26 protein-coding genes are annotated in these 22,918 nt (G+C 67.7%); 24 read left to right on the forward strand and 2 right to left on the reverse strand.

Going from position 1 to position 22,918, the window contains the following annotated elements; genetic code table 11:
• Both A5775_RS02675 and A5775_RS02680 read left to right on the forward strand, forming a co-directional pair.
• The gene (locus tag A5775_RS02675) at positions 1 to 627 is read left to right on the forward strand and encodes a hypothetical protein (protein WP_067246972.1); all 627 of its coding nucleotides are present in this window, start codon (positions 1 to 3) and stop codon (positions 625 to 627) included.
• On the forward strand, positions 624 to 1,421 hold the full coding sequence (locus tag A5775_RS02680; RefSeq protein WP_067246981.1) for a slipin family protein: 798 nt from the start codon (positions 624 to 626) through the stop codon (positions 1,419 to 1,421). Before A5775_RS02675 ends, A5775_RS02680 begins: the two co-directional genes overlap by 4 nt.
• Positions 1,422 to 1,449: 28 nt before the next feature.
• On the opposite strand, the gene A5775_RS02685 is transcribed toward A5775_RS02680, so the two are convergent.
• Positions 1,450 to 1,797: a hypothetical protein gene (locus A5775_RS02685; RefSeq protein WP_067246987.1), complete on the reverse strand. Its 348-nt coding sequence runs from the start codon at positions 1,795 to 1,797 to the stop codon at positions 1,450 to 1,452.
• Positions 1,798 to 1,830: 33 nt separating this feature from the next.
• On the opposite strand from A5775_RS02685, the gene hisN reads away from it, so the two are divergent.
• The 3 genes from hisN (at position 1,831) to A5775_RS02700 (ending at position 5,359) form a co-directional block, all read left to right on the forward strand.
• Entirely contained in the window at positions 1,831 to 2,616 is a 786-nt protein-coding gene (gene hisN / locus A5775_RS02690; RefSeq protein WP_067246994.1) for a histidinol-phosphatase, read from the forward strand.
• 80 nt (positions 2,617 to 2,696) lie between these two features.
• Positions 2,697 to 4,094 carry an acyl-CoA dehydrogenase family protein gene (locus A5775_RS02695; RefSeq protein ID WP_067246998.1) on the forward strand — a complete coding sequence of 466 codons (1,398 nt, stop codon included), beginning with the start codon at positions 2,697 to 2,699 and terminating at the stop codon, positions 4,092 to 4,094.
• 59 nt (positions 4,095 to 4,153) lie between these two features.
• Positions 4,154 to 5,359: an acyl-CoA dehydrogenase family protein gene (locus A5775_RS02700; protein WP_067247001.1), complete on the forward strand. Its 1,206-nt coding sequence runs from the start codon at positions 4,154 to 4,156 to the stop codon at positions 5,357 to 5,359.
• Here the strand turns inward: A5775_RS02700 and A5775_RS02705 are convergent.
• Positions 5,352 to 6,209: an oxidoreductase gene (locus A5775_RS02705; RefSeq protein ID WP_067247004.1), complete on the reverse strand. Its 858-nt coding sequence runs from the start codon at positions 6,207 to 6,209 to the stop codon at positions 5,352 to 5,354. The genes A5775_RS02700 and A5775_RS02705 overlap by 8 nt on opposite strands.
• A 22-nt stretch (positions 6,210 to 6,231) precedes the next feature.
• On the opposite strand from A5775_RS02705, the gene A5775_RS02710 reads away from it, so the two are divergent.
• From A5775_RS02710 to nuoF, 19 genes are all read left to right on the forward strand, one after another.
• A complete protein-coding gene (locus A5775_RS02710; protein WP_067247007.1) occupies positions 6,232 to 7,230 on the forward strand; it encodes an acryloyl-CoA reductase in 999 nt (332 codons plus the stop codon).
• Between the two features lie 55 nt (positions 7,231 to 7,285).
• Positions 7,286 to 8,257 (forward strand): NADPH:quinone oxidoreductase family protein, encoded by a 972-nt coding sequence (locus A5775_RS02715; RefSeq protein WP_067247010.1) that lies wholly within the window; start codon positions 7,286 to 7,288, stop codon positions 8,255 to 8,257.
• Between the two features lie 102 nt (positions 8,258 to 8,359).
• A complete protein-coding gene (locus A5775_RS02720) occupies positions 8,360 to 9,454 on the forward strand; it encodes a homogentisate 1,2-dioxygenase (RefSeq protein WP_067247013.1) in 1,095 nt (364 codons plus the stop codon).
• A 53-nt stretch (positions 9,455 to 9,507) separates the two neighbouring features.
• Positions 9,508 to 10,704 (forward strand): alpha/beta fold hydrolase, encoded by a 1,197-nt coding sequence (locus A5775_RS02725; protein WP_067247015.1) that lies wholly within the window; start codon positions 9,508 to 9,510, stop codon positions 10,702 to 10,704.
• Positions 10,701 to 11,906 carry a CaiB/BaiF CoA-transferase family protein gene (locus tag A5775_RS02730; protein WP_067247017.1) on the forward strand — a complete coding sequence of 402 codons (1,206 nt, stop codon included), beginning with the start codon at positions 10,701 to 10,703 and terminating at the stop codon, positions 11,904 to 11,906. Before A5775_RS02725 ends, A5775_RS02730 begins: the two co-directional genes overlap by 4 nt.
• On the forward strand, positions 11,903 to 12,817 hold the full coding sequence (locus A5775_RS02735) for a hydroxymethylglutaryl-CoA lyase (RefSeq protein WP_067247022.1): 915 nt from the start codon (positions 11,903 to 11,905) through the stop codon (positions 12,815 to 12,817). Before A5775_RS02730 ends, A5775_RS02735 begins: the two co-directional genes overlap by 4 nt.
• On the forward strand, positions 12,817 to 13,461 hold the full coding sequence (locus tag A5775_RS02740) for a TetR/AcrR family transcriptional regulator (RefSeq protein ID WP_067247023.1): 645 nt from the start codon (positions 12,817 to 12,819) through the stop codon (positions 13,459 to 13,461). The genes A5775_RS02735 and A5775_RS02740 overlap by 1 nt, the downstream gene beginning before the upstream one ends.
• Positions 13,462 to 13,470: 9 nt before the next feature.
• Positions 13,471 to 14,709, forward strand: a complete 1,239-nt coding sequence (locus tag A5775_RS02745; RefSeq protein WP_067247026.1) for an acyl-CoA dehydrogenase family protein — start codon at positions 13,471 to 13,473, stop codon at positions 14,707 to 14,709.
• Positions 14,709 to 15,704: a phosphotransferase family protein gene (locus A5775_RS02750; RefSeq protein WP_067247029.1), complete on the forward strand. Its 996-nt coding sequence runs from the start codon at positions 14,709 to 14,711 to the stop codon at positions 15,702 to 15,704. Before A5775_RS02745 ends, A5775_RS02750 begins: the two co-directional genes overlap by 1 nt.
• Positions 15,701 to 16,039 carry a DUF6285 domain-containing protein gene (locus tag A5775_RS02755; RefSeq protein ID WP_067247035.1) on the forward strand — a complete coding sequence of 113 codons (339 nt, stop codon included), beginning with the start codon at positions 15,701 to 15,703 and terminating at the stop codon, positions 16,037 to 16,039. Before A5775_RS02750 ends, A5775_RS02755 begins: the two co-directional genes overlap by 4 nt.
• Before the next feature lie 11 nt (positions 16,040 to 16,050).
• Positions 16,051 to 16,464 (forward strand): nuclear transport factor 2 family protein, encoded by a 414-nt coding sequence (locus tag A5775_RS02760; RefSeq protein WP_067247037.1) that lies wholly within the window; start codon positions 16,051 to 16,053, stop codon positions 16,462 to 16,464.
• Between the two features lie 32 nt (positions 16,465 to 16,496).
• Positions 16,497 to 17,033, forward strand: a complete 537-nt coding sequence (locus A5775_RS02765; RefSeq protein ID WP_197512309.1) for a YceI family protein — start codon at positions 16,497 to 16,499, stop codon at positions 17,031 to 17,033.
• A gap of 64 nt (positions 17,034 to 17,097) precedes the next feature.
• The gene (locus A5775_RS02770) at positions 17,098 to 17,499 is read left to right on the forward strand and encodes a hypothetical protein (protein ID WP_156660548.1); all 402 of its coding nucleotides are present in this window, start codon (positions 17,098 to 17,100) and stop codon (positions 17,497 to 17,499) included.
• A 308-nt stretch (positions 17,500 to 17,807) separates the two neighbouring features.
• Positions 17,808 to 18,185 carry an NADH-quinone oxidoreductase subunit A gene (locus A5775_RS02775; RefSeq protein WP_067247253.1) on the forward strand — a complete coding sequence of 126 codons (378 nt, stop codon included), beginning with the start codon at positions 17,808 to 17,810 and terminating at the stop codon, positions 18,183 to 18,185.
• 8 nt (positions 18,186 to 18,193) lie between these two features.
• Positions 18,194 to 18,748, forward strand: a complete 555-nt coding sequence (locus tag A5775_RS02780) for an NADH-quinone oxidoreductase subunit B family protein (RefSeq protein WP_067247049.1) — start codon at positions 18,194 to 18,196, stop codon at positions 18,746 to 18,748.
• Complete coding sequence (locus A5775_RS02785) at positions 18,745 to 19,452, forward strand: NADH-quinone oxidoreductase subunit C (RefSeq protein ID WP_067247053.1); 708 nt, start codon at positions 18,745 to 18,747, stop codon at positions 19,450 to 19,452. Before A5775_RS02780 ends, A5775_RS02785 begins: the two co-directional genes overlap by 4 nt.
• Positions 19,452 to 20,777, forward strand: a complete 1,326-nt coding sequence (gene nuoD, locus A5775_RS02790) for an NADH dehydrogenase (quinone) subunit D (protein WP_067247059.1) — start codon at positions 19,452 to 19,454, stop codon at positions 20,775 to 20,777. The genes A5775_RS02785 and nuoD overlap by 1 nt, the downstream gene beginning before the upstream one ends.
• A complete protein-coding gene (gene nuoE / locus A5775_RS02795) occupies positions 20,774 to 21,532 on the forward strand; it encodes an NADH-quinone oxidoreductase subunit NuoE (protein WP_067247062.1) in 759 nt (252 codons plus the stop codon). Before nuoD ends, nuoE begins: the two co-directional genes overlap by 4 nt.
• Positions 21,529 to 22,869, forward strand: a complete 1,341-nt coding sequence (nuoF, locus tag A5775_RS02800) for an NADH-quinone oxidoreductase subunit NuoF (RefSeq protein ID WP_067247065.1) — start codon at positions 21,529 to 21,531, stop codon at positions 22,867 to 22,869. Before nuoE ends, nuoF begins: the two co-directional genes overlap by 4 nt.
• The last annotated feature ends 49 nt before the right edge of the window (positions 22,870 to 22,918 follow it).

The following is a 22,918-nucleotide window of genomic DNA, read 5'->3' on the forward strand; positions in this document are numbered from 1 at the left end:
GTGACCGCGCCGGCGACCTCCGTGTGGCTGATTGCCGGGTATTCCCTGGTCCTGCTGGCCGTGGGCTGGAGCTTCGACGTCATGGCGCGGCGGGCCTCGGCCCACGCGGCACGCTGGCGCACAGGACAATTCACCTACCGGCCCGACCATGACGCGTGGATTTGCCCGCAGGACCATTGGCTGTGGCCGACGTCATTCGATCCGAAACATCGGGTCATGCGGTATCGCGGATTGCCAGTGGTGTGCAACAGCTGCCCCGTGAAATCCGACTGCACCACGTCCGAGCACGGTCGCGAGATAAGCCGCGAGGTCGACCCGTGGCCGCATTCGGACGCCGGCCGGTTTCACCGCGGGATCGCCTGCTGCGTGGCCGCATTGGGGATCGTCTTGCCGCTGGCCACATTGATCGCCAACCACTCGGCCGCGGACGCGCTGGTCTTGACGGCGACCGTGCTGGTCGTCGGCCTGCTCGGACTGCCACTCGTCCGCCACTTGTGGAACACTCCCTCCAACGCCCCCGAGCATCTGCCGCACCGCACCGCGATCGAGGACCAGGCGGCCGCGGCGATCGACCGGTATTCCACGCGCTGGGGCGGCTGGAAGCCCAAGGAGAACAACACGACATGACCGCCCTTGTGATCGGCCTCGTCGCCGCCGGGATCGTCGTGCTCGCGGTGCTCGCGACGTGGTCGCTGGCGGTGCTACGCGAGTACGAACGCGGAGTCGTGTTCCGGATGGGGCATGTGCGCCCGTTGTACGGGCCCGGGTTGAAGATTCTTATTCCGCTGCTGGACAAGATGATTCGTGTGGACGAACGCCTGGTCACTCTGACCATTCCGCCGCAGGAGGTGATCACCCGCGACAACGTGCCGGCCCGCGTCAACGCCGTCGTGATGTTCCAGGTCACCGATCCCTTGAAAGCGATTCTGGCGGTGGAAAATTACGCGGTGGCCACCTCGCAGATCGCCCAGACGACACTGCGATCGCTGCTGGGCCGGGCGGACCTGGACACGCTGCTGGCACACCGCGAGGACCTCAACAGCGACCTGCGCACGATCATCGAGAAGCAGACCGAGCCCTGGGGTGTCCAGGTCCGCGTCGTGGAGATCAAAGACGTCGAGATCCCCGAGTCGATGCAGCGGGCGATGGCCCGCGAGGCCGAAGCCGAACGCGAGCGCCGGGCCAAGGTCATCAACGCGCGCGGGGAGCTGCAGGCCTCGGAGGAGCTGCGCCAGGCCGCCGAGACCCTGTCGAAGAGCCCGGCCTCCCTCCAGTTGCGCTACCTGCAGACGCTGTTGGAGCTGGGCGCGGATCAGAACTCGACCGTCGTCTTCCCGTTGCCGGTCGACATCATCACGCCGTTCCTGCGGAATCCGGAGATGCTGCGGGGTGTCGTCGACAAGTTCAACCGCCGCCGGTGACCGGTACCGGCGGTGGCCGCTGGTGCGCCTAGCCGGCCAGTGGCTCTTGCGGCTCAGGCGGCGCCGGCGGAGCGAGTCTCCAATTGTCCGGATTCTTCGGCGAATACAGCACCGGAAACAGTTGACCGATGGTCGGCCATTGATTCACGTCGACGGCCATGCGCTGATACACCGCATGTTCGTTGACCGAGGGGCCGTTGATCACCCCGGCGATGGTGACGAATTGCTCGCCGGTGGCGTCGGGTCGCGGGCTGACCCCGGTCACCAGCAGTGTGCCGCTGAGCACCTCACCGCGGGGGCCGCGCGGAACGAACCGCTGAACGAGAAATACCGCGAGCACGGCGACCAGCAGGAGCAGCAGTCCGAATTCCCACACCCCGCCATGGTAGGGCCGTGATAAGACTGCGTCATGAGTCGCACCGACGATCTGGCGCTGGCGCTGATGCTGGCGGACCGCGCAGATTCGTTGACGTCCTCCCGATTCGGTGCGCTGGACCTGCGCGTCGACACCAAACCGGACCTGACGCCGGTGACCGACGCCGACCGCGCCGTCGAAACCGAGCTGCGGGAAGTGCTCGCGCGCGAACGACCGGACGACAGCATCGTCGGCGAAGAGTTCGGCGGTGACACCGCGTTCACCGGGCGCCAGTGGATCATCGACCCGATCGACGGCACCAAGAACTTCGTCCGCGGGGTGCCGGTATGGGCCAGTTTGATCGCGTTGTTGCGCGACGGCGTCCCCGTCGTCGGCGCCGTGAGCGCCCCGGCGTTGCAGCGCCGGTGGTGGGCCGCGCACGGCCAAGGCGCGTTCGTCGCGGTCAACGGTGCGCCTGCGCGTCGCATATCGGTTTCCTCGGTGGCGCAACTGAATTCGGCCAGCCTGTCGTTCTCCAGCTTGTCCGGGTGGGCGCAGCTCGGCGTGCGGGACCGCTTCATCGCGCTGACCGATGCGGTGTGGCGGGTGCGGGCGTTCGGTGACTTCCTGTCCTATTGCCTGGTGGCCGAAGGGGCGGTCGACATCGCCGCCGAACCGGAAGTGTCGGTATGGGATCTCGCCGCGCTGGACATCTTGGTGCGCGAAGCGGGCGGGGCGCTGACGGCGCTGGACGGCACCGCGGGACCGCACCGCAGCAGCGCCGTAGCCACCAACGGCCTGCTGCAGCGGCAGGTGCTCGACAGTCTCGCTGTGAATTAGTTAACAAGTGTTCTCTCCGATCTTACTCCGGAGTAAGATCGGGGCTATCCGCTTGCCCGACAACCTGAGGCCGCTGACCAATGACCGATTCCGGTTCCCCACAAACCACCTCCCGCTCCCGCGTCAAACGGCGCGACCACAAGTCCGCGGTCGGGCTGCAACCGCACAAACGCACCGGCGTCGACATCGCCATCGCGCTCATCACCCCGCTGGTCGGGCAGGAATTCCTGGACAGGTACCGGCTGCGCGACCCGCTCAACCGCGCCCTGCGCTACGGCACGAAGACGGTCTTCTCTACGGCCGCGACGACTTCTCGTCAGTTCAAGCGGGTCCAGAACCTGCGGAGCGGGCCGACCCGGCTCAAGTCCAGCGGCAAGGACTATTTCGACCTGACGCCCGACGACGAGCAGAAAATGATCGTCGAGACTCTCGACGAATTCGCCGAAGAAGTGCTGCGGCCCGCGGCGCACGACGCCGACGAAGCGGCGACCTACCCGCGCGACCTGATCGCCAAGGCCGCCGAGCTGGGCATCACGGCGATCAACATCCCCGAGGATTTCGACGGCATCGCCGCGCACCGGTCCAGCGTGACCAACGTGCTGGTCGCCGAGGCGCTGGCCTACGGCGACATGGGCTTGGCGTTGCCGCTGCTGGCCCCGGGTGGCGTCGCCTCCGCACTGACCCATTGGGGCAGCGCCGACCAGCAGGCCACCTACCTGCCGGAGTTCGCCGGCGAGAACGTGCCGCAAGCCTGCGTGGCCATCGCCGAACCGCAACCGCTCTTCGACCCCACCCGCCTGAAGACGACCGCGGTGCGCACCCCCAGCGGGTACCGCCTTGACGGGGTGAAGTCGTTGGTGCCGGCCGCCGCCGACGCCGAGCTTTTCATCATCGGCGCCCAGCTGGACGGCAAGCCCGCGTTGTTCATCGTCGAGTCGTCGGCCAAAGGCCTCACCGTGAAAGCCGATCCCAGCATGGGGATCCGCGCGGCGGCCCTGGGCCACGTCGAACTCTCCGGGGTGTCGGTGCCGCTGGGCGCGCGACTCGGTGAGGACGGAGCCACCGACGCGGATTACTCCGAGGCGATCGCGCTGTCCCGGCTGGGCTGGGCGGCGCTGACGGTGGGCACGTCGCACGCCGTGCTCGACTACGTCGTCCCCTACGTGAAGGAACGCGAGGCCTTCGGCGAGCCGATCGCCCATCGCCAGGCGGTGGCCTTCATGTGCGCCAACATCGCCATCGAATTGGACGGGCTGCGGCTGATCACCTGGCGCGGCGCGGCGCGCGCCGAACAGGGACTGCCGTTCATCCGCGAAGCGGCGCTGGCCAAGCGGCTCGGCGCCGACAAGGGCATGCAGATCGGCCTGGACGGCGTTCAGCTGCTCGGCGGCCACGGCTACACCAAAGAGCACCCGGTCGAGCGGTGGTACCGCGACCTGCGGGCCGTCGGTGTCGCCGAGGGCGTCGTCGTCATCTAAGTCATCTAAGTCATCTAAGTCATCTAAGTCGTTGTCTAATCCGAGCTGAAAGTTCAATCATGGCAATCAATCTGGAACTGCCCCGCAAGATGCAAGCGGTCACGACCAAGACGCATCAGGGTGCCGCTGAGTTGATGCGGCCGATCGCCCGCAAGTACGACCTCAAGGAGCACGCGTACCCGGTCGAGCTCGACACGCTGTTCAGCCTCTTCGAAGGGGCCTCGGAGTCGATCGAATTCGCCGGAGCGAACGCGCTCGGCGGCGAGGACGAAGAGCGGGACAAGAACCACAACGGCGCCAACATGGCCGCCCTGCTGCAGACGCTGGAAGCCAGCTGGGGTGACCTCGCGATGATGCTGTCCGTCCCCTACCAGGGGCTGGGGAACGCGGCCATCTCCGCGGTCGCCAACGAGGAGCAGCTGCAACGCCTGGGCAAGGTGTGGGCGGCGATGGCGATCACCGAACCCGGCTTCGGCTCGGACTCGGCGGCCGTCGCGACGACGGCCACCCTCGACGGCGACGAGTACGTGATCAACGGCGAGAAGATCTTCGTGACCGCCGGGTCCCGCGCCACCCACATCGTGGTGTGGGCGACGCTGGACAAGTCGCAGGGCCGCCCGGCGATCAAGTCGTTCGTCGTGCCGCGCGAGCACCCCGGGGTCACGGTCGAACGGCTCGAGCACAAGCTGGGCATCAAGGGTTCCGACACCGCGGCCATCCGGTTCGACAACGCGCGCATTCCGAAGGAGAACCTGCTCGGCAACCCCGAAATCGAAGTGGGCAAGGGCTTTTCCGGCGTCATGGAGACGTTTGACAACACCCGGCCCATCGTCGCCGCCATGGCCGTCGGTGTCGGCCGCGCCGCGCTGGAGGAGATCCGCAAGATCCTCACCGAGGCCGGCGTCGCGATCTCCTACGACCAACCCGCGCACGCCCAGAGCGCGGCGGCGGCGGAGTTCTTGCGGATGGAAGCCGACTGGGAGGCCGCCTACCTGCTGTCCTTGCGGGCGGCGTGGCAGGCCGACAACAAGATCCCCAATTCCAAAGAAGCGTCGATGAGCAAGGCCAAGGCCGGCCGGATGGCGACCGACGTGACGCTCAAGTCCGTCGAATTGGCGGGCACCGCAGGCTATTCCGAACAGTCACTGTTGGAGAAGTGGGCGCGCGACTCGAAGATCCTGGACATCTTCGAGGGCACCCAGCAGATCCAGCAGCTGGTGGTCGCGCGCCGACTGCTGGGCCTGTCCTCGGCCGAGCTCAGGTAGCGAGCGCGTTCAGCCGCTCGCGGGCTTCGTCGTCCAGCTCGATCGACGCGACGTCGACGTTCTCCTCGAGGTGCCGCAGCGACGAGGTGCCAGGGATCAGCAGCACGTTGGGCGCCACGCCGAGCGTCCAGGCCAGCGCGACCTGGGCCGGGGTGCGGCCGAGTCGCTGCGCGATCCCTTGGATCAGCTCATGGCCGAGCACCGGGTTGGGCCGCATGAACGCCGCCCCCAGCGGAAAGAAGGGGACAAACGCAATCCCCCGCGTCGTGCACTCGGCGAGCACCGCGGCCGAATCTCGGTGAATGAGATTGAATGCGTTTTGCACACAGGCGATTTCGGTGCGCTTGCACGCATGCGCCAGCTGCTCGCAGCTGACGTTGCTCAACCCGATTCCGCCGATCAGCCCGGCGTCGCGGGCCTCGATCATCGCCGAGAGCTGGTCGTCGAACAGCTGGTCGGGAGTCCCGCCGTCGAACACCCGCAGGTTCACCACGGCGAGCCGCTCGACGGCGAGAGTGCGCAGGTTCGTCTCGATGTCGCGGCGCAGTTCGGCCGGATCGCCGGCCGGCAGCCAGGCCCCGTCGTCGTCGCGGCGCCCACCGACCTTGCTGACCAGCGCCAGGTTCTGCGGGTAGGGGTGCAGCGCCTCGCGGATCAACTCGTTGGCGACGTCAGGCCCATAGAACTGGGCGGTGTCGATGTGGTCGACGCCGAGTTCGACCGCGCGCCGCAGCACGGCCAGCGCCTCGTCGCGGTCGCGCGGCGGGCCGAACGCATTGGGACCGGGCAACTGCATGGCGCCGAAGCCGACGCGGTTGACCGAAAACCCACCGAGTGGAAAGGAATCCATACGGTGAGGTTAGCGTCGAAGCATGGACACGTTTCACGCGCTCGTCGCGCGCCGCGATGGTGACCGGATCATCCCGTCGGTCGAGACACTTCGTCCCGACGACCTGCCGCCCGGGGACGTGACGATTCGGGTCCAGTATTCGAGCGTCAACTACAAGGACGCCCTGGCCATGACTCCCGGCGGCGGCGTGGTGCGCGACTATCCGGTGGTGCCGGGCATCGATCTGACCGGCGAGGTCGTGGCGTCCGCCTCCCCCGACTTCGCCGTCGGCGACGCGGTGCTGGCCCACGGCTATGCGATCGGCACGGGCCACCACGGCGGCTACGCCGAATACGCACGGTTGCCGGCCGACCAGGTGGTGGCGCTCGGCGCATTGAGCCCCCATGAGGGCGCGGCGATCGGAACCGCGGGCTTCACCGCGGCGATGAGCGTGCAGGCGCTGATCGACTGGGGCATTGCGCCCGACGCCGGCGCCATCGTGGTCACCGGGGCCACCGGCGGCGTCGGCTCGGTCAGCGTGGACCTGCTGGCCGCCGCCGGGTACCGGGTGGTCGCCTCGACCGGCAAAGCCGACGCCGCCGAGCGGCTGAAAGCCCTTGGCGCCGCGGAGGTTACCGGCCGCCTGCCCGCCGATCCCGACGCCAAGCCGCGGCCGCTCGGCAAGGCGCGCTGGGCGGGCGCGGTGGACTGCGTGGGCGGGGCGACCCTCGCCGACGTGCTCAGCACCATCGACTACGGCGGTGCGGTGGCGGCCAGCGGCCTCACCGGCGGTCCGGCCCTGCACACCACGGTGCTGCCGTTCATCCTGCGCGGCGTGGCGCTGCTGGGAATGGACTCGGTGCTGATGCCGATCGGGCCGCGGCGCGCGCTGTGGGCCCGGCTGGGTGACTCGTTGCGGCCGCGTCACCTGGACTCGGTGGTCAGCGACGTCGACGTGAAGGACGTCGTCGGGGTGATCGACCAGGTGCGCGCCGGCACGTTCTCCGGCCGGGCCGTAGTGCGGGTCGCGGGCGGCTTTTGAGCCGGCAGTAGGCTGGTCGAGCGCTTGATCCGAGGGCAATGACGACGGAGGTGGGATGCGCGCGGTACGGGTGACTCGGCTCGATGGTCCAGACGCGGTCGAGTTGGCCGACATCGACGAACCGACGGGCGACGGGGTCGTCGTCGACGTGCACGCCGCCGGGGTGGCCTTCCCGGACGCCCTGCTCACCCGCGGGCTGTACCAGTACCGCCCGGAGTTGCCGTTCGTGCTCGGGGCCGAGATCGCCGGCGTGGTCCGCTCGGCGCCCGAGGGCGCGCACGTGAGTCCCGGCGACCGGGTCGTCGGCCTCACGATGCTGTCCGGCGGCATGGCCGAGGTCGCGGTGCTGGCCCCGGACCGGGTGTTCAAGCTGCCCGACAACGTGAGCTTCGAGGCCGGCGCCGGCCTGCTCTTCAATGACCTGACGGTGTACTTCTCGCTGACCGTGCGCGGCCGGCTGCAGCGCGGCGAGACCGTGCTGGTCCACGGCGCGGCCGGCGGTATCGGGACCTCGGCGCTGCGGCTGGCGCCCGCGCTGGGGGCCTCGCGCACCATCGCCGTCGTCAGCACGCAGGACAAGGCCGATATCGCCACCGCCGCGGGCGCGACGGACGTGGTGCTGGCCGACGGGTTCAAGGACGCGGTCAAGGAGTTGACCCATGGCCGTGGCGTCGACATCGTCGTCGACCCGGTCGGCGGCGACCGGTTCACCGATTCGCTGCGTTCGCTCGCCCCCGGCGGACGACTTCTGGTCGTCGGGTTCACCGGCGGCGAAATTCCCACTGTCAAGGTAAATCGATTGCTGCTCAACAACATTGACGTCGTCGGGGTGGGTTGGGGCGCGTGGGCGGGGACGCATCCGGGTGCGCTGGCCGAGCAGTGGGCCGGGCTCGAGCGACTGCTCACCTCCGGGGAGCTGGCCCCGCCCGAGCCGGCGACCTACCCGCTGGGGGAAGCCGCGGCCGCGGTCGCCTCGCTGGAGAACCGCACCGCCAAGGGCAAGGTCGTGCTGCGCGTCCGGGGCTAGGCGCGGCCTCGCCGGACCCGGCTTGCGTGGGCGAAAAACAAAAAGTAATGTCACTTTCAGTTTTGTGAACCGCCGAGCTGGTCCCCATCGGAGGAGCCGTCCATGGAATCCTTTGTGCACCTGCGGAAAGGCCGAACTCCGCGCCGCCTGCATGCCGACCTCGACGGGCTCAAGGACGACGAGCTGGGCCGCGGCGGATTCACCGGCCGCACCGCCAACCTCTACCGGCGCAACGATCCCACCGCCTACCGGTCGGTCGGCCCGCTGCGGCCCCTCGACGTGCTGTCCAGCGAGCTCAAGCCCAGTGACGCCACGGACGCCACCGGCGGGCCCCTGCTGATGTTCAGCAACGACGACTGCCGAATTTCGTTGAGCCGGCGCCATGAGCCGATGCCGTTCTATGCCCGTCATGTCGACGGTGATCTGCTGTGCTTCGTCCACCAGGGCAGCGGTGTGGCCGAGACCGAGTTCGGGCCGCTGCCCTATCGGGAGGGCGACTGGCTGTACATCCCGAAGTCGTGCACATGGCGCCAACTGCCCGATAGCGCGACGACGATGCTGATGATCGAGGCCACCGACGAGTTTCGGATACCGCCGCCCGGCCCCCTGGGCCGCCACTTCCCCTTCGACCCGTCGCAGGTCGTCATCCCAGAGCCGGCCCCCGCCGACGACGAAGAGTCCGGCGGCGAGTACGAGGTCCGGCTCATCCATGAGGGCGGCCCGACAACGCTGTTCTACCAACACAATCCGCTCGACGTCGAGGGCTGGCGCGGTGACAACTTCGCGTTCACCTTCAACATCGCCGACTACAACGTGGTCACCTCCGACAGCGTCCACCTGCCGCCGACCGTGCACCTGTTCATGCAAGCCACCGGCGTCTACGTGATGAACTTCCTGCCCAAGCCCGCCGAGGGCATCCCGGGCACCGAGCGCACGCCGTGGTACCACCGCAACGTCGACTACGACGAGATCGCCTTCTTCCACGGCGGCTCCCTCTACGGCATCCCGATGCCACCCGGATTGATTTCGCATGCGCCGCAAGGGGTTCACCACGGCGCGCCGGAGAAGGCCCGCGAACGGGCGCGCCGCAAATTCGACGACTACTCCCGCGTCGACTGGCAGGTAATCGCGATCGACACCCGCCGGCGGCTGACCCCGTCGGCCGAGGTGCTGGCCCACGACCTCGGACAACACTGAATGACCCGCTCCAGCGACGATGCAGAACGAAGTGATGAGGAGGAGCGGCGCTGATGACGCAAGCGGTGCAGCCCAAAAAGCACGAGTACGACCGCATCCCCTATCTCGTTGCCTTTCAGAACAATTCCGGTGTCAGGGACGTCTACGGCGGCCTGGCCGAGATCACCGTACTGGAAAGCTACCTACTCAAGCCCAAGGACAACCCGTCAGACACCGTGCTGGTGTTCATGCACCCGATCGGCGGCGGCGCCTACCTGCCCATGACGGGCGCCCTGGCCCGCGCCGGTCACCACGTCATCTACTGCAACAGCCGCTTCCGCGGCACCGACTCGGCGCTGCTCATGGAGAAGGTGGTCGAGGATCTCGGCGAGTGCATCAAAGACGCGAAGAAGCGGTTGGGCTACTCCAAGGTGGTGCTCGCCGGATGGAGTGGCGGCGGTTCGCTGTCGGTGTTCTACCAGCAGCAGGCCCAGAATCCGACGATCACGTCCAGCCCGACGGGCGACGGCCCCGACCTGACCAAACTCGATCTGCCCGCCGCCGACGGCATCATGCTGCTGGCCGCGCACATCAGCCGGCACGGCACGCTGACCGAATGGCTGGACGCGTCGATCCTCGACGAATCCGACCCCACCAAGCGCGATCCCGAGCTTGACCTGTACAACCCCGACAACCCGAACCAGCCGCCCTACAGCCAGGAATTCCTGGTCCGGTACCGGCAGGCGCAGATCGACCGCAACCGCCGTATCACCGCGTGGGTCAAGGACAAGTTGGCCGAGTTGAAAGCGTCGGGGCGCCCCGATGACGAGTTCGGGTTCGTCGTGCACGGCACCATGGCCGACCCGCGCTGGCTGGATCCCGCCGTCGATCCGAACGAACGCGCCCCGGGCACGTGCTACCTGGGGGATCCTCAAGTGGTGAACATGAGCCCCGTCGGGTTGGCCCGGTTCTCCACGCTGCGCGGCTGGCTGTCGCAGTGGAGCTATGACGACGCCCGCGGCGACGCGGTGTCCTGCGGACCCGACATCGCGATCCCCGCGCTGGTGATCGGTAACCTGGCCGACGACGCCTGCACGCCCAGCCACACCCGGCGGCTCTTCCAAGCGATCGGACATCCCGACAAGGAGATGCACGAAATCCCTGGCGCCACGCACTATTACGCGGGCCCCGACCAGCGCGACGCGCTGCGGGCGGCCGTCACCATCGCCACCGACTGGCTGGTGAGGCACGACTTCGCGGGGACTGCATGACGCCCGCTGGCCCGCTGGATGGTATCCGGGTCCTCGAACTCGGCACGCTGATCGCCGGCCCCTTCGCCGGCCGGCTGCTGGGCGACATGGGCGCCGACGTCATCAAGGTGGAACTGCCCAAGGCCCCCGACCCGCTGCGCACCTGGGGACAGGCCGAAGTCGATGGGCAGCACGTCTTCTGGACCGTGCACGCGCGCAACAAAAGGGCCATTACCCTCGACCTGCGCCACCCCCAGGGCCGCGAACTGTTCTGTGACCTCGTCGAGAAATCCGACATCGTGGTGGAGAACTTCCGCCCGGGCACCCTGGAGAAATGGAACCTGGGCTACGACGTGCTCAGTGAACGGAATCCGGGCATCATCCTGGTTCGCGTGTCCGGTTACGGACAGACCGGGCCCGACGCGTCCAAGGCAGGCTATGCCTCGGTCGCCGAAGCGGCCAGCGGACTGCGACACCTCAACGGTTTCCCGGGCGGCCCGCCGCCCCGGCTGGCGCTCTCCCTCGGTGACAGCCTGGCCGGCATGTTCGGCGCCCAGGGCGCGCTGGCCGCGTTGTACCGCCGCAGCGTCACCGGGCGTGGCCAGGTGGTCGACGTCGCCCTCACCGAATCCTGTTTGGCCGTCCAGGAATCCACCATTGCGGACTACGACGTCGGCGGTGTGGTGCGCGGACCGTCCGGCACCCGGCTCGAGGGCATCGCCCCGTCCAACATCTACCGCAGCGCCGACGGCTCGTGGGTGGTGATCGCCGCGAACCAGGACACCGTCTTCGCCCGGCTGTGCAAGGCCATGGGGCGCCCGGAACTGGCCACCGACGACCGGTTCGCCACGCACGTCGCGCGCGGCCGCAACCAGGACGAACTCGACAACATCATCGGCTGCTGGGCCGCCGAACGCCAACCAGGCGAGATCATCGAAACCCTTTCCGCCGCAGGGGTGATCGCGGGACCGATCAACACCGTCGCCGAGGTCGTCAACGATCCACAGCTGCGGGCCCGCGACATGCTGGTCGAGCACTACGACGAACGGCTGCAGCGCAACGTCCTCGGGCCCGGCATCGTGCCGGTGCTGTCGGAAACACCCGGCCGGCTGCGCAGCGCCGGCCCCGCGCGGCCGGGCGAACACAACGACGACATTTACGTCGGGTTGCTGGGCAAGACCGCCGAGGAGCTCGAGAAGCTGCGCGCCGAGGAGGTGCTGTGACCACCCAGCACGTGGAGATTCGCGAAGTGGCCCTGCGCGATGGCCTGCAGATCGAGTCGCCAATCCCGTTGTCGGCCAAGCTCGAACTACTGGCGGCGGTGGCGGCCACCGGGGTTCGCGAGGTGGAGGCCACGGCGTTCGTCTCCCCCACCAAGGTGCCGTCGATGGCCGACGCCGCCGAGCTCGCCGCCCATCTGCACGACTATCCCGACATCGAATTCTCCGCTCTGGTCGCCAGCCCCAATGGGGCCAAGCGGGCCGTCGCCGCGGGGCTGCGCTCCATCGAGTACGTGGTGGCCGCCGACGACACCTTCAGCGAGGCCAACGTCGGGCGCACCAGCGCCGAGGCCACCGGCCAGATCGACGAGATCGTCGCCATCGCCCATGACAGCAACGTCTCCGTCGAGGTCGTCATCGCCACCGCATGGGACTCGCCGTTCGAAGGCCCCACGCCACCGCAGCGGGTGCTCGACATCGCCGCGGCCGCACGCGACCGCGGCGCCGACCGCCTGTCGATCGCGGACACGATCGGCACCACCACCCCGGGCCGGGTGAGTTCGCTGATCGCACAACTGCGTCCGGTGATCGGTGATATGCCGCTGGGCGGTCACTTCCACAACACCCGCGGCTCCGGCCTGGCCAGCGCCTACGCCGCGGTCACCTCCGGAGTGACCCGGCTGGACGCGTCGGTCGGCGGGCTGGGCGGGTGCCCGTTCGCGCCAGGCGCCACGGGCAACATCGCCACCGAGGATCTGGTGTACCTGCTGCGCGACAGCGGCTTCGGCGTGGACGTCGACCTACAGGCCGCCATCGGCGCGGCCGGCGTGGCGAAGTCGTTGGTAGGCCACGATCTGCCGAGTTCCCTATTGCGTGCCGGCGACCGACGGAGACATCAAGTGCAGGGGAACTGATGTCCGCCCCGGAGGCAACGCGCGAGCTGACCGCCAAAGGCCGCCAAACCAGGCAGGCCATCGAGCAGGCCGCCCGTAAGCTGTTCGCCGAACGGGGCTTTCACGGCACCACGTTGGCCGACATCACGTCGGCCGCGGGAAAATCGCCGGCGGTGTTCTACCGGTACTTCGCCGATAAGGAAGACCTGCTGGCCGCGCTGGCGGAATCATTCCTGCATGAGGTGGTGACACCGTCGGGGTTGAGCGTTCACCTGCCGGATTCCCCCGACGACGACGTCTTCTTCACCTCGGTGGTCACCGGCTACTGGAACATGTTCAAGCAGAACATCGGCATCATGATCGCGGTGGCCCAGCTGGCCGCCACCCAGCAGCGCTTCGCCGCCGTGCAGAACGAATTCCGGCGCTTCGGCATAAATCTCGTGGCGGCGTCGGTACGCCGCGCACAGGAGCAGGGTTATGGCGCCGAGCTGGTTCCCCAGCACACCGCGGCCGCCATCGCGTTGCTCTTCGAGAACTTCACCACCGTGTTTGTCGGCCCATCCGGCCCCACCGGGTTGGGTGTGGACATCAGCGACGAGGACGCCATCGCGACCTTGTCGACGATCTGGAAGAAAACCCTGTACGGCAGCCTTACGGGATCTTAGGAGGAAAGCGTGGATTTCACTCTGCCCGAGCACCTTCCGGGTGTGCTCGCCGAGATGGACGAGTTCATCGAGGCCGAGATCAAACCGCTGGAACGCGAGAACATCCAGTATTTCGACCAGCGTCGCGAGCATGCGCGCACCGATTGGGACAACGACGGCATCCCGACCCGCGAGTGGGAAGACCTGCTCGCCGAGATGCGCAGGCGCGCCGACAAGGCGGGCTGGCTGCGCTACGGCCTGCCGGCCTCCCTGGGCGGCCGCGACGGTAGCAACGTCGACATGGCCGTCATCCGGGAGCACCTGGCGCACAAGGGACTCGGCCTGCACAATGACCTGCAGAACGAGTCGTCGATCGTCGGGAACTTCCCGCAGGTGATCATGATGGAGCGCTTCGGCACCGACGAGCAACGCCGGGTGTGGTCGGAGGCGCTGATCACCGGGGAGCGGTCGATGGCGTTCGGGCTGACCGAGCCGAAGCACGGCTCGGATGCCACCTGGCTGGAAACACACGCCGAACGCGACGGTGACAGCTGGGTGATCAACGGCTCCAAGAGATTCAACACCGGCGTGCACCGCGCCACCCACGATCTGGTCTTCGCGCGCACCTCCGGCGAGCCCGGGGCTGCCGTCGGCATCACCGCGTTTCTGGTGCCGACCGATACCCCCGGATTCAACGTTCCCTACTACTGGTGGACGTTCAACATGCCCACCGACCACGGCGAGGTCGAGTTGACCGACGTCCGGGTTCCCGCCGACGCGGTGCTCGGCGAGGTGGATCGCGGCCTCGAGGTGGCGCAAACCTTCCTGCACGAGAACAGGATTCGGCAGGCGGCCAGCAGCCTGGGCGCCGCGCAGTTCTGCATCGACCGTGCCGCCGAATATGCCAGCGGCAGAACGGTTTTCGGCAAGCCTCTGTCGGTAAACCAGGCCGTGCAATGGCCGCTGGCCGAATTGCAGACCGAGGCGCAGATGGTGCGCCTGCTGGTCGCCTACGCCGCCTGGCATTTGGACCGTGACCACCACATGGAGGTTTCCGACAAAGTGTCGATGGCGAATTACCGCGCCAACCGGCTGGTCTGCGACGCCGCCGACCGCGCCATGCAGATCTTCGGCGGCCTCGGCTACAGCCGGCACGAGCCGTTCGAGCACATCTACCGACACCACCGTCGTTACCGGATCACCGAGGGCGCCGAAGAGATCCAGATTCGCCGGGTGGCGCAGCGGCTGTTCAAATTCGGCCACAAGTGATGGACGGCGACGAGTCGGCCGACCTGGCCGCCAGACTCGCCGGGCTGCTCACGGCGGCCCTCGGCGCCGGCACGGCGGTCGAGAACCTGCGCGCGCTGACCGGCGGCGCCAGCAGAACCACCTGGGCGTTCGAGGCCGTCACCGGCGGGCAACGCCGCGCGCTGATCCTGCGCACCGGGCCGCCCGACGAGGTGCATGCCGGCATGGAACTCGAGGCCCGGTCACAGGCCGCCGCCGCGGCCGCCGGCGCGCCGGTCCCCCACGTTCTGATCGCCGACGATTCGCCTGCCACACTGGGCAATCCGTTTCTGATCTGCGAAGAGATCAAGGGCGAGACCATCGTGCGGCGCATCCAGCGCCAGCTCGACGGCGCCGACGGAAACGCGAGCCGCGCCCAATTGCTAGAGCAGTGCGCGCGGGCGATAGCCGCCATCCACCGCGCCGACCCCCACGACCCCGGGCTTACCCGCGAGGACCAACTCGACGAATGGCGCCAGCGACTCGACGACATGGGTGACACCACCGCCACCTTCGAATGGGGCTTTCGGTGGCTGGCCGCAAACCGTCCCGAACCGTCGCCGGCGGTGTTGGTGCACGGCGACTTTCGGATGGGCAATCTCATCATCGACGGATCGAGCCTGGCCGCGGTGCTGGACTGGGAACTCGTGCACGTCGGCCAGGCGTACGAAGACCTGGCGTGGTTCTGCATCCGGGCCTGGCGATTCGGGGCGCCGGCCAGCCTCGGCGCCGGCGGCCTCGGCAGCATCGAGAGCTTTCTGCGGGCCTACGAGCAGGCCAGCGCGACTACCGTCGACCGCGTGGCGTTCCACTGGTGGCTGGTGCTGGCCACGCTGCGCTGGGGCGTCATCTGCCGCTTCCAGGCGGAACGGCATCTGAGCGGTCAGAATCGCTCGGTCGAGCTGGCCACCATCGGGCGCCGCGTCTGCGAGACCGAGTGGGACCTGCTCAACCTGCTCGAGGAGTCGGCCCCGTGATCGGCGCGTACGGCCGCCCCCTGGCAGCCGAACTGGTGGCCGCCGTGGCCGAATTTCTCGAAACCGACGTGCGGGCCGCGACGGACGGGCAGGTCAACTTTCACGCCCGGGTGGCCGCCAACGCGTTGCGCATCGTCGAGCGCGAACTGCTCGACGAAAGCGAGGCCGAATCCCGCGCGGCGCTGGCCGGCCTGGGCGTCGCCGACGAGGAACAGCTGGCCGCCGCGATCCGCGCCGGCGAGCTGGACGGGCGGGCGGCCGAGGTCACCGCCTGCCTGCGGACCCTGGTACGGCGCCGGCTGGCCGTCGCCCACCCCGGATACGACAGCGAATAGGAGCCGATGCCATGCCCGCTTCCCGCGCAGAGACGGTCGTCGACGCGGCCAACCGCCTGTTCACGGCGATCGAACACAGCGATGTCGCGGCGGTCGACGCGATGTGGAGCGACGACATCGCGGTGTGGCGCGTCGGCTCGCGCCGCGGCCCCTACACAACGGACGACAAGGCCCGCGCGATGCGGGTCATCGAGTGGTTCATCGGCGCGACCACCCAGCGTCGCTATGAAATTCTGGACCGACAGCTCTTCGATGACGGGTCGGCTCAGGGCTTCGTCCAGCAGCACGTCTTGCACGCCACCGGGCATGCCGGGCAATCGATCTCGCTGCGGGTCTGCATCGTGATCAGGGTGGGCACCGACGGCCGGATCGAGCGTATCGAGGAATATTTCGATCCCGCAGGGATCGCGCCGTTGCTGGATTGAGGCTAGATTCGCCACGACACATGGGGGTGACGATGACGACATTGGAGACACTGCTTCACGATCCCGACATGGCCGGCGTGTGGAACCTGGTGCCGGATCGCTCGGCCATCACGTTCAAGGTCCGCAACATGTGGGGGCTGGTGAACGTCAAAGGCCGCTTCACCGACTTCACCGGCGATGGCCAACTGACCGGCAAGGGAGCGGTTTTCGGGCGCGTCGACATCCGGGCCGCCTCGCTGGACACCGGGATCGGCCGTCGCGACAAACACCTGCGGTCGGCGGACTTCTTCGACGTCGAGCGCTTCGGCGAGATCAGCGTGGTCGTCACCGCGGTGCATCCGACGACGGGCAGGGCCGCCGACGTCCGGGCCAACTTCACCGTCAAGGGCATCACCGCGGAGCTGCCGCTGCCCGTCACGATCTCCGAGCTCGACGACGGCTCGATCCGGATCGCCGGCGAAACCACGCTCGATCGAGCCCGTTTCGACCTGGGTTGGAACCAGCTCGGCATGATCAGCTCGACGGCGACCGCGGCGGCGGAAGCCATCTTCGTGCGGGAATCGCAATGAGATTCTGCGGGCGCCCCGATAAACCCACGGCGACCCCAGTAGCATCTGCACCGTGTCCGACTCGATCCCCCAGTCCAGCGTTGCCCTGCGGATCCTCGTCTACAGCAACAACGCCCACACCCGCGAACGGGTGATGCGGGCGCTGGGCAAGCAGCTGCACCCCGATCTGCCCGAGCTGAGCTACGTCGAGGTGGCGACCGGCCCGATGGTGGTGCGGACGATGGACGAGGGCGGCATCGACTTGGCCATCCTGGACGGCGAGGCCACCCCGACGGGCGGCATGGGAATCGCGAAACAGCTCAAAGACGAACTCGAGACCTGCCCGCCGCTGGTGGTGCTCACCGGGCGGCCCGACGATGCGTGGCTGGCGTCCTGGTCGCGCGCCGAGGGCGCGGTGCCGCATCCCATCGACCCCATCCTGCTGGGGCGCACGGTCCTCAATTTGCTGCGAACTCCGGTTCGCTGACCCACGCGAAGCCGCGTCCTCGCCGCGGCTATTGCCTCCCGACCACCGCCTCCGGCGGTCCTGACGACGTCGGTGTCCACCCGCGCCGTTGACCCCCCGCGCGCGTCCCGCACGCGTCACCTCGTGAGTTCGCGCAGCACAGCACCCGTGCGGCCGCCCAATACTGCAAAACGCCCACCCCGGGCAAGCGCACCGCACGCCGCGACGCTATGTTGAAGATCACTGTGACGGGCTTGCGGCCCAGTTCGTCACAACAGCCCGGTTACCGCCTGGCCGCTGCGGGCGGCTCGTACGGATCATGGAGCGAATTGAACGTCTACATACCCATCCTGGTGCTCGGCGCGATCGCCGCCGCCTTTGCCGTGGGCTCGGTGGCGATCGCCAGCCTGGCCGGCCCGTCACGTTTCAACAAGTCGAAGATGGCGGCCTACGAGTGCGGAATCGAACCCACCGAGACACCGGTGAGCGGCCCGCACGCCACGGCAGGACAGCGGTTTCCGGTGAAGTACTACCTGACCGCAATGCTTTTTATCGTCTTCGACATCGAAATCGTGTTCCTGTATCCGTGGGCGGTCAGCTATGACGCGCTGGGCACGTTCGCTCTGGTCGAAATGGTGGTGTTCGTGCTCACGGTTTTCGTGGCCTACGCCTATGTGTGGCGCCGCGGCGGCCTGACGTGGGATTGAGGTAAGACGTGGGTCTTGAGGAACAGCTCCCCGGCGGGATTCTGCTGTCCACGGTCGAGAAGGTGGCGGGCTACGTCCGCAAGAACTCGCTGTGGCCCGCGACGTTCGGGTTGGCCTGCTGCGCCATCGAGATGATGGCAACCGCCGGGCCAAGATTCGACATCGCGCGGTTCGGCATGGAGCGCTTCTCGGCCACCCCCCGGCAGGCCGATCTGATGATCGTCGCCGGGCGGGTCAGCCAGAAGATGGCGCCGGTGCTGCGGCAGATCTACGACCAGATGGCCGAGCCGAAATGGGTGTTGGCCATGGGCGTGTGCGCGTCGTCGGGCGGAATGTTCAACAACTACGCGATCGTTCAGGGTGTGGATCACGTGGTTCCGGTGGACATCTATCTGCCCGGATGCCCGCCGCGGCCGGAGATGCTGCTGCACGCAATCCTGAAGCTGCACGAGAAGATTCAGGAGATGCCGCTGGGCGTCAACCGGGAAGAAGCCATCGCCGAAACCGAACAGGCGGCGCTGTCGGCCCGGCCCACGATCGAGATGCGCGGACTGCTGCGATGAGCTCGCCAGACCAGGACCCCAAACAAGCAATCGGCCGCGCCGACGACGAAGTCATCGACGTGCGCCGCGGCATGTTCGGCGTCGAGGGCTCGGGCGACACGTCCGGTTACGGGCGGCTGGTGCGCGAAGTGGTGCTTCCGGGCAGTAGCCCGCGGCCCTACGGCGGGTATTTCGACGAGTTGGTCGACGGCCTGGCCGAGGCCCTGAAAAAGGGCGGCGTCGATTTCATGGACGCGGTAGAAAAAGTGGTCGTGGACCGCGACGAGCTCACCCTGTATGTCCGCCGTGAGGCGCTGCCGCAGGTCGCCCAGCGTCTGCGCGACGAACCACCACTGCGCTTCGAAATGTGCCTGGGTGTCAGCGGGGTGCACTACCCGAACGAGGCGGGTCGCGAATTGCACGCGGTTTATCCGTTGCAGTCGATCACGCACAACCGCCGCGTTCGGCTGGAAGTGGCTGCGCCCGACGGTGATCCGCACATCCCGTCGCTGTTTGGCATCTATCCGACCACCGACTGGCACGAGCGTGAGACCTACGACTTCTTCGGCATCATCTTCGACGGGCACCCCTCGCTGACCCGCATCGAAATGCCCGACGACTGGCACGGACATCCGCAGCGCAAGGATTACCCCCTCGGCGGGATCCCCGTCGAATACAAAGGCGCACAAATACCCCCGCCCGACGAGCGGAGAGCGTACAACTGATGAGCACCACCACCGAATCGACGCACGACGGCGCCGGCGAGACACTCGTGGTCGCCGGCGGCCAGGACTGGGACAAGGTCGTCGAAGCCGCCCGCAGTGCCGATCCCGGCGAGCGCATCGTCGTCAACATGGGGCCCCAGCACCCGTCCACGCACGGCGTGCTGCGGCTGATCCTGGAGATCGAGGGCGAGACGGTCACCGACGCCCGCTGCGGAATCGGGTATCTGCACACCGGCATCGAAAAGAACCTCGAATACCGTTACTGGACCCAAGGCGTCACGTTTGTGACCCGGATGGATTACCTCGCACCGTTTTTCAACGAGACCGCCTACTGCCTGGGTGTGGAGAAGCTGCTCGGTATCACCGATCAGATTCCGGAACGGGTCGACGTCATCCGGGTGATGATGATGGAGCTCAACCGGATCTCGTCGCATCTGGTCGCCCTGGCCACCGGCGGCATGGAGCTGGGCGCCATGACGCCGATGTTCGTCGGTTTCCGGGGCCGCGAGATCGTCCTGAACCTGTTCGAATTGATCAGCGGTTTGCGGATGAACAGCAACTACATCCGGCCCGGCGGCGTGGCGCAGGACTTACCGCCCAACGCGGAGACCGAGGTCGCGGCGGCCCTGGACCCGCTGCGCGAAGTCCTGCGCGAAATGAGCGGTCTGCTCGACGAGAACGCCATCTGGAAGGCCCGCACCCAAAACGTCGGCTACCTGGATCTGACCGGGTGCATGGCGCTGGGCATCACCGGGCCGATACTGCGCGCCACCGGCTTGCCCCACGATCTGCGCAAGAGCGAACCGTACTGCGGATACGAAAACTACGAATTCGACGTAATCACCGAAGACACGTGTGATGCTTACGGGCGCTACATGATTCGCATCAACGAGATGTGGGAGTCGATCAAGATCGTCGAGCAGTGTCTGGACAAGCTCAAGCCGGGCCCGATCATGGTTGAGGACGGCAAGATCGCCTGGCCCGCCGACTTGAAGGTGGGCCCCGACGGCCTCGGCAACTCGCCGGAGCACATCGCCAAGATCATGGGCGGCTCGATGGAGGCCCTGATCCACCACTTCAAACTGGTCACCGAGGGCATCAGGGTTCCGCCCGGCCAGGTGTACACGGCCGTCGAGTCGCCGCGCGGGGAACTGGGCGTGCACATGGTCAGCGACGGCGGCACCCGGCCCTACCGGGTGCATTTCCGAGACCCCTCATTCACCAACCTGCAGTCGGTCGCCGCGATGTGCGAAGGCGGGATGGTCGCCGACCTGATCACCTCGGTCGCCAGCATCGACCCCGTCATGGGCGGGGTGGACCGGTGACGGGCCCGCAGGGACAGCCGGTATTCCTCCGGCTCGGCCCGCCGCCCGATGAGCCCAACGCGTTCGTCGTCGAGGGCGCGCCCACGTCGTATCCGCCCGAGGTCCAGACCCGACTGGAGGCCGACGCCAGGGAGATCGTGGGGCGCTACCCCGACAAGCGCTCGGCGCTGTTGTCGTTGCTGCACCTGGTGCAAGCGCAGGATTCCTACCTGACACCGGCGGGCTTGGAGTTCTGCGGTGAGCAGCTGGGGCTCACCGGGGCCGAGGTGTCGGCGGTGGCGAGCTTCTACACGATGTATCGCCGCGGCCCCACCGGCGATTACCTGGTTGGCGTCTGCACCAACACGTTGTGTGCCGTCATGGGTGGCGACGCCATCTTCGACGCCCTGCAAGAACACTTGGACATCGGCAACGACGAGACGACCGCCGACGGATCGGTCACCCTGCAACACATCGAATGCAACGCCGCCTGCGACTACGCACCGGTCGTGATGGTGAACTGGGAGTTCTTCGACAACCAGACGCCGGACTCGGCACGCGAACTCGTCGACTCGCTGCGTTCCGGTGAGCCTCGGCCGCCCACCCGCGGTGCCCCCCTGTGCGCTTTCCGGGAGACGTCGCGCATCCTGGCCGGCATGCCCGACGAGCGCCCCGACCAGGGACAAGGTGGCGCCGGCGCCGCCACGCTGGCCGGTCTGAAGGTCGCCAAGGAACACGGCATGGAGGCGCCCGGCGCGCCGGAAGGCCAGCAATGACAACCACTTCCGAGACGGCGGGCGCCACGCCGCTCACTCCGGTACTCAGCCGTTTCTGGGACGACCCGGAGTCCTGGACGCTGGAGACCTACCGCCGACACAGCGGGTACGAAGCGATGAAAAAGGCGCTGGCGATGGAGCCCGACGCGGTGATCGGAATGGTGAAGGATTCCGGGCTGCGCGGGCGCGGTGGCGCCGGCTTCTCCACCGGCACCAAGTGGTCGTTCATCCCGCAGGGCGACACCGGCGCGGCCGCCAAACCGCACTACCTGGTGGTCAACGCCGACGAGTCGGAACCCGGTACGTGCAAAGACATTCCGCTGATGCTGGCGACACCGCACACGCTCGTCGAGGGCATCATCATCGCCGCGTACGCGATCCGCGCCCACCTTGCGTTCATCTATGTGCGCGGCGAGGTGCTGCCGGTGCTGCGCCGCCTGCACAACGCGGTGGCCGAGGCCTACGCCGCCGGCTACCTGGGCCGCGACATCAACGGCTCCGGCTTCGATCTGGATCTGGTGGTGCACGCCGGCGCCGGCGCCTACATCTGCGGCGAGGAAACCGCCCTGCTGGATTCGCTGGAAGGCCGCCGCGGCCAGCCACGGCTGCGCCCGCCGTTCCCCGCGGTGGCCGGGCTGTACGGCTGCCCCACCGTGATCAACAACGTCGAATCGATCGCCAGCGTGCCGCCGATCGTGCTGCGCGGCCCCGACTGGTTCCGGTCGATGGGTAGCGAGAAGTCGCCCGGCTTCACGCTGTATTCGCTGTCCGGGCACGTCGCCCGGCCCGGCCAGTACGAGGCCCCGTTGGGAATCACGTTGCGCGAGTTGCTCGAATACGCCGGCGGGGTGCGGGCCGGGCATCGGCTCAAGTTCTGGACACCGGGTGGATCGTCGACACCGATCCTCACCGAGGAGCACCTCGACGTGCCGCTGGACTACGAGGGCGTCGGCGGGGCCGGTTCCATGCTGGGTACCAAGGCGCTGCAGATTTTCGACGAGACGACGTGCGTGGTGCGCGCGGCCCGGCGCTGGTCGGAGTTCTACAAACACGAGTCGTGTGGCAAATGCACGCCGTGCCGGGAGGGCACTTACTGGCTGGTCCCGATCTACGAGCGGCTGGAAACCGGCCGGGGCACTCAAGAGGATCTGGACACTCTCCTCGACATCGCCGACGTCCTGTTCGGGAAGTCGTTCTGCGCGTTGGGCGATGGCGCGGCGATGCCGGTGCAGTCGTCGATCCGGTACTTCCGGGACGAGTACATCGCCCACGTCGAAGGCGGTGGCTGCCCGTTCGATCCCCGTGACTCGATGCTGACCGCGAATGGAAAGGCTTGACGCGCTCATGACCCGCGACGGCGACGATGCAGAGCGAAGCGATGAGGAG

This window comes from Mycobacterium sp. 852002-10029_SCH5224772, from assembly GCF_001667315.1.
In the GTDB taxonomy this organism is placed as follows: domain Bacteria; phylum Actinomycetota; class Actinomycetes; order Mycobacteriales; family Mycobacteriaceae; genus Mycobacterium.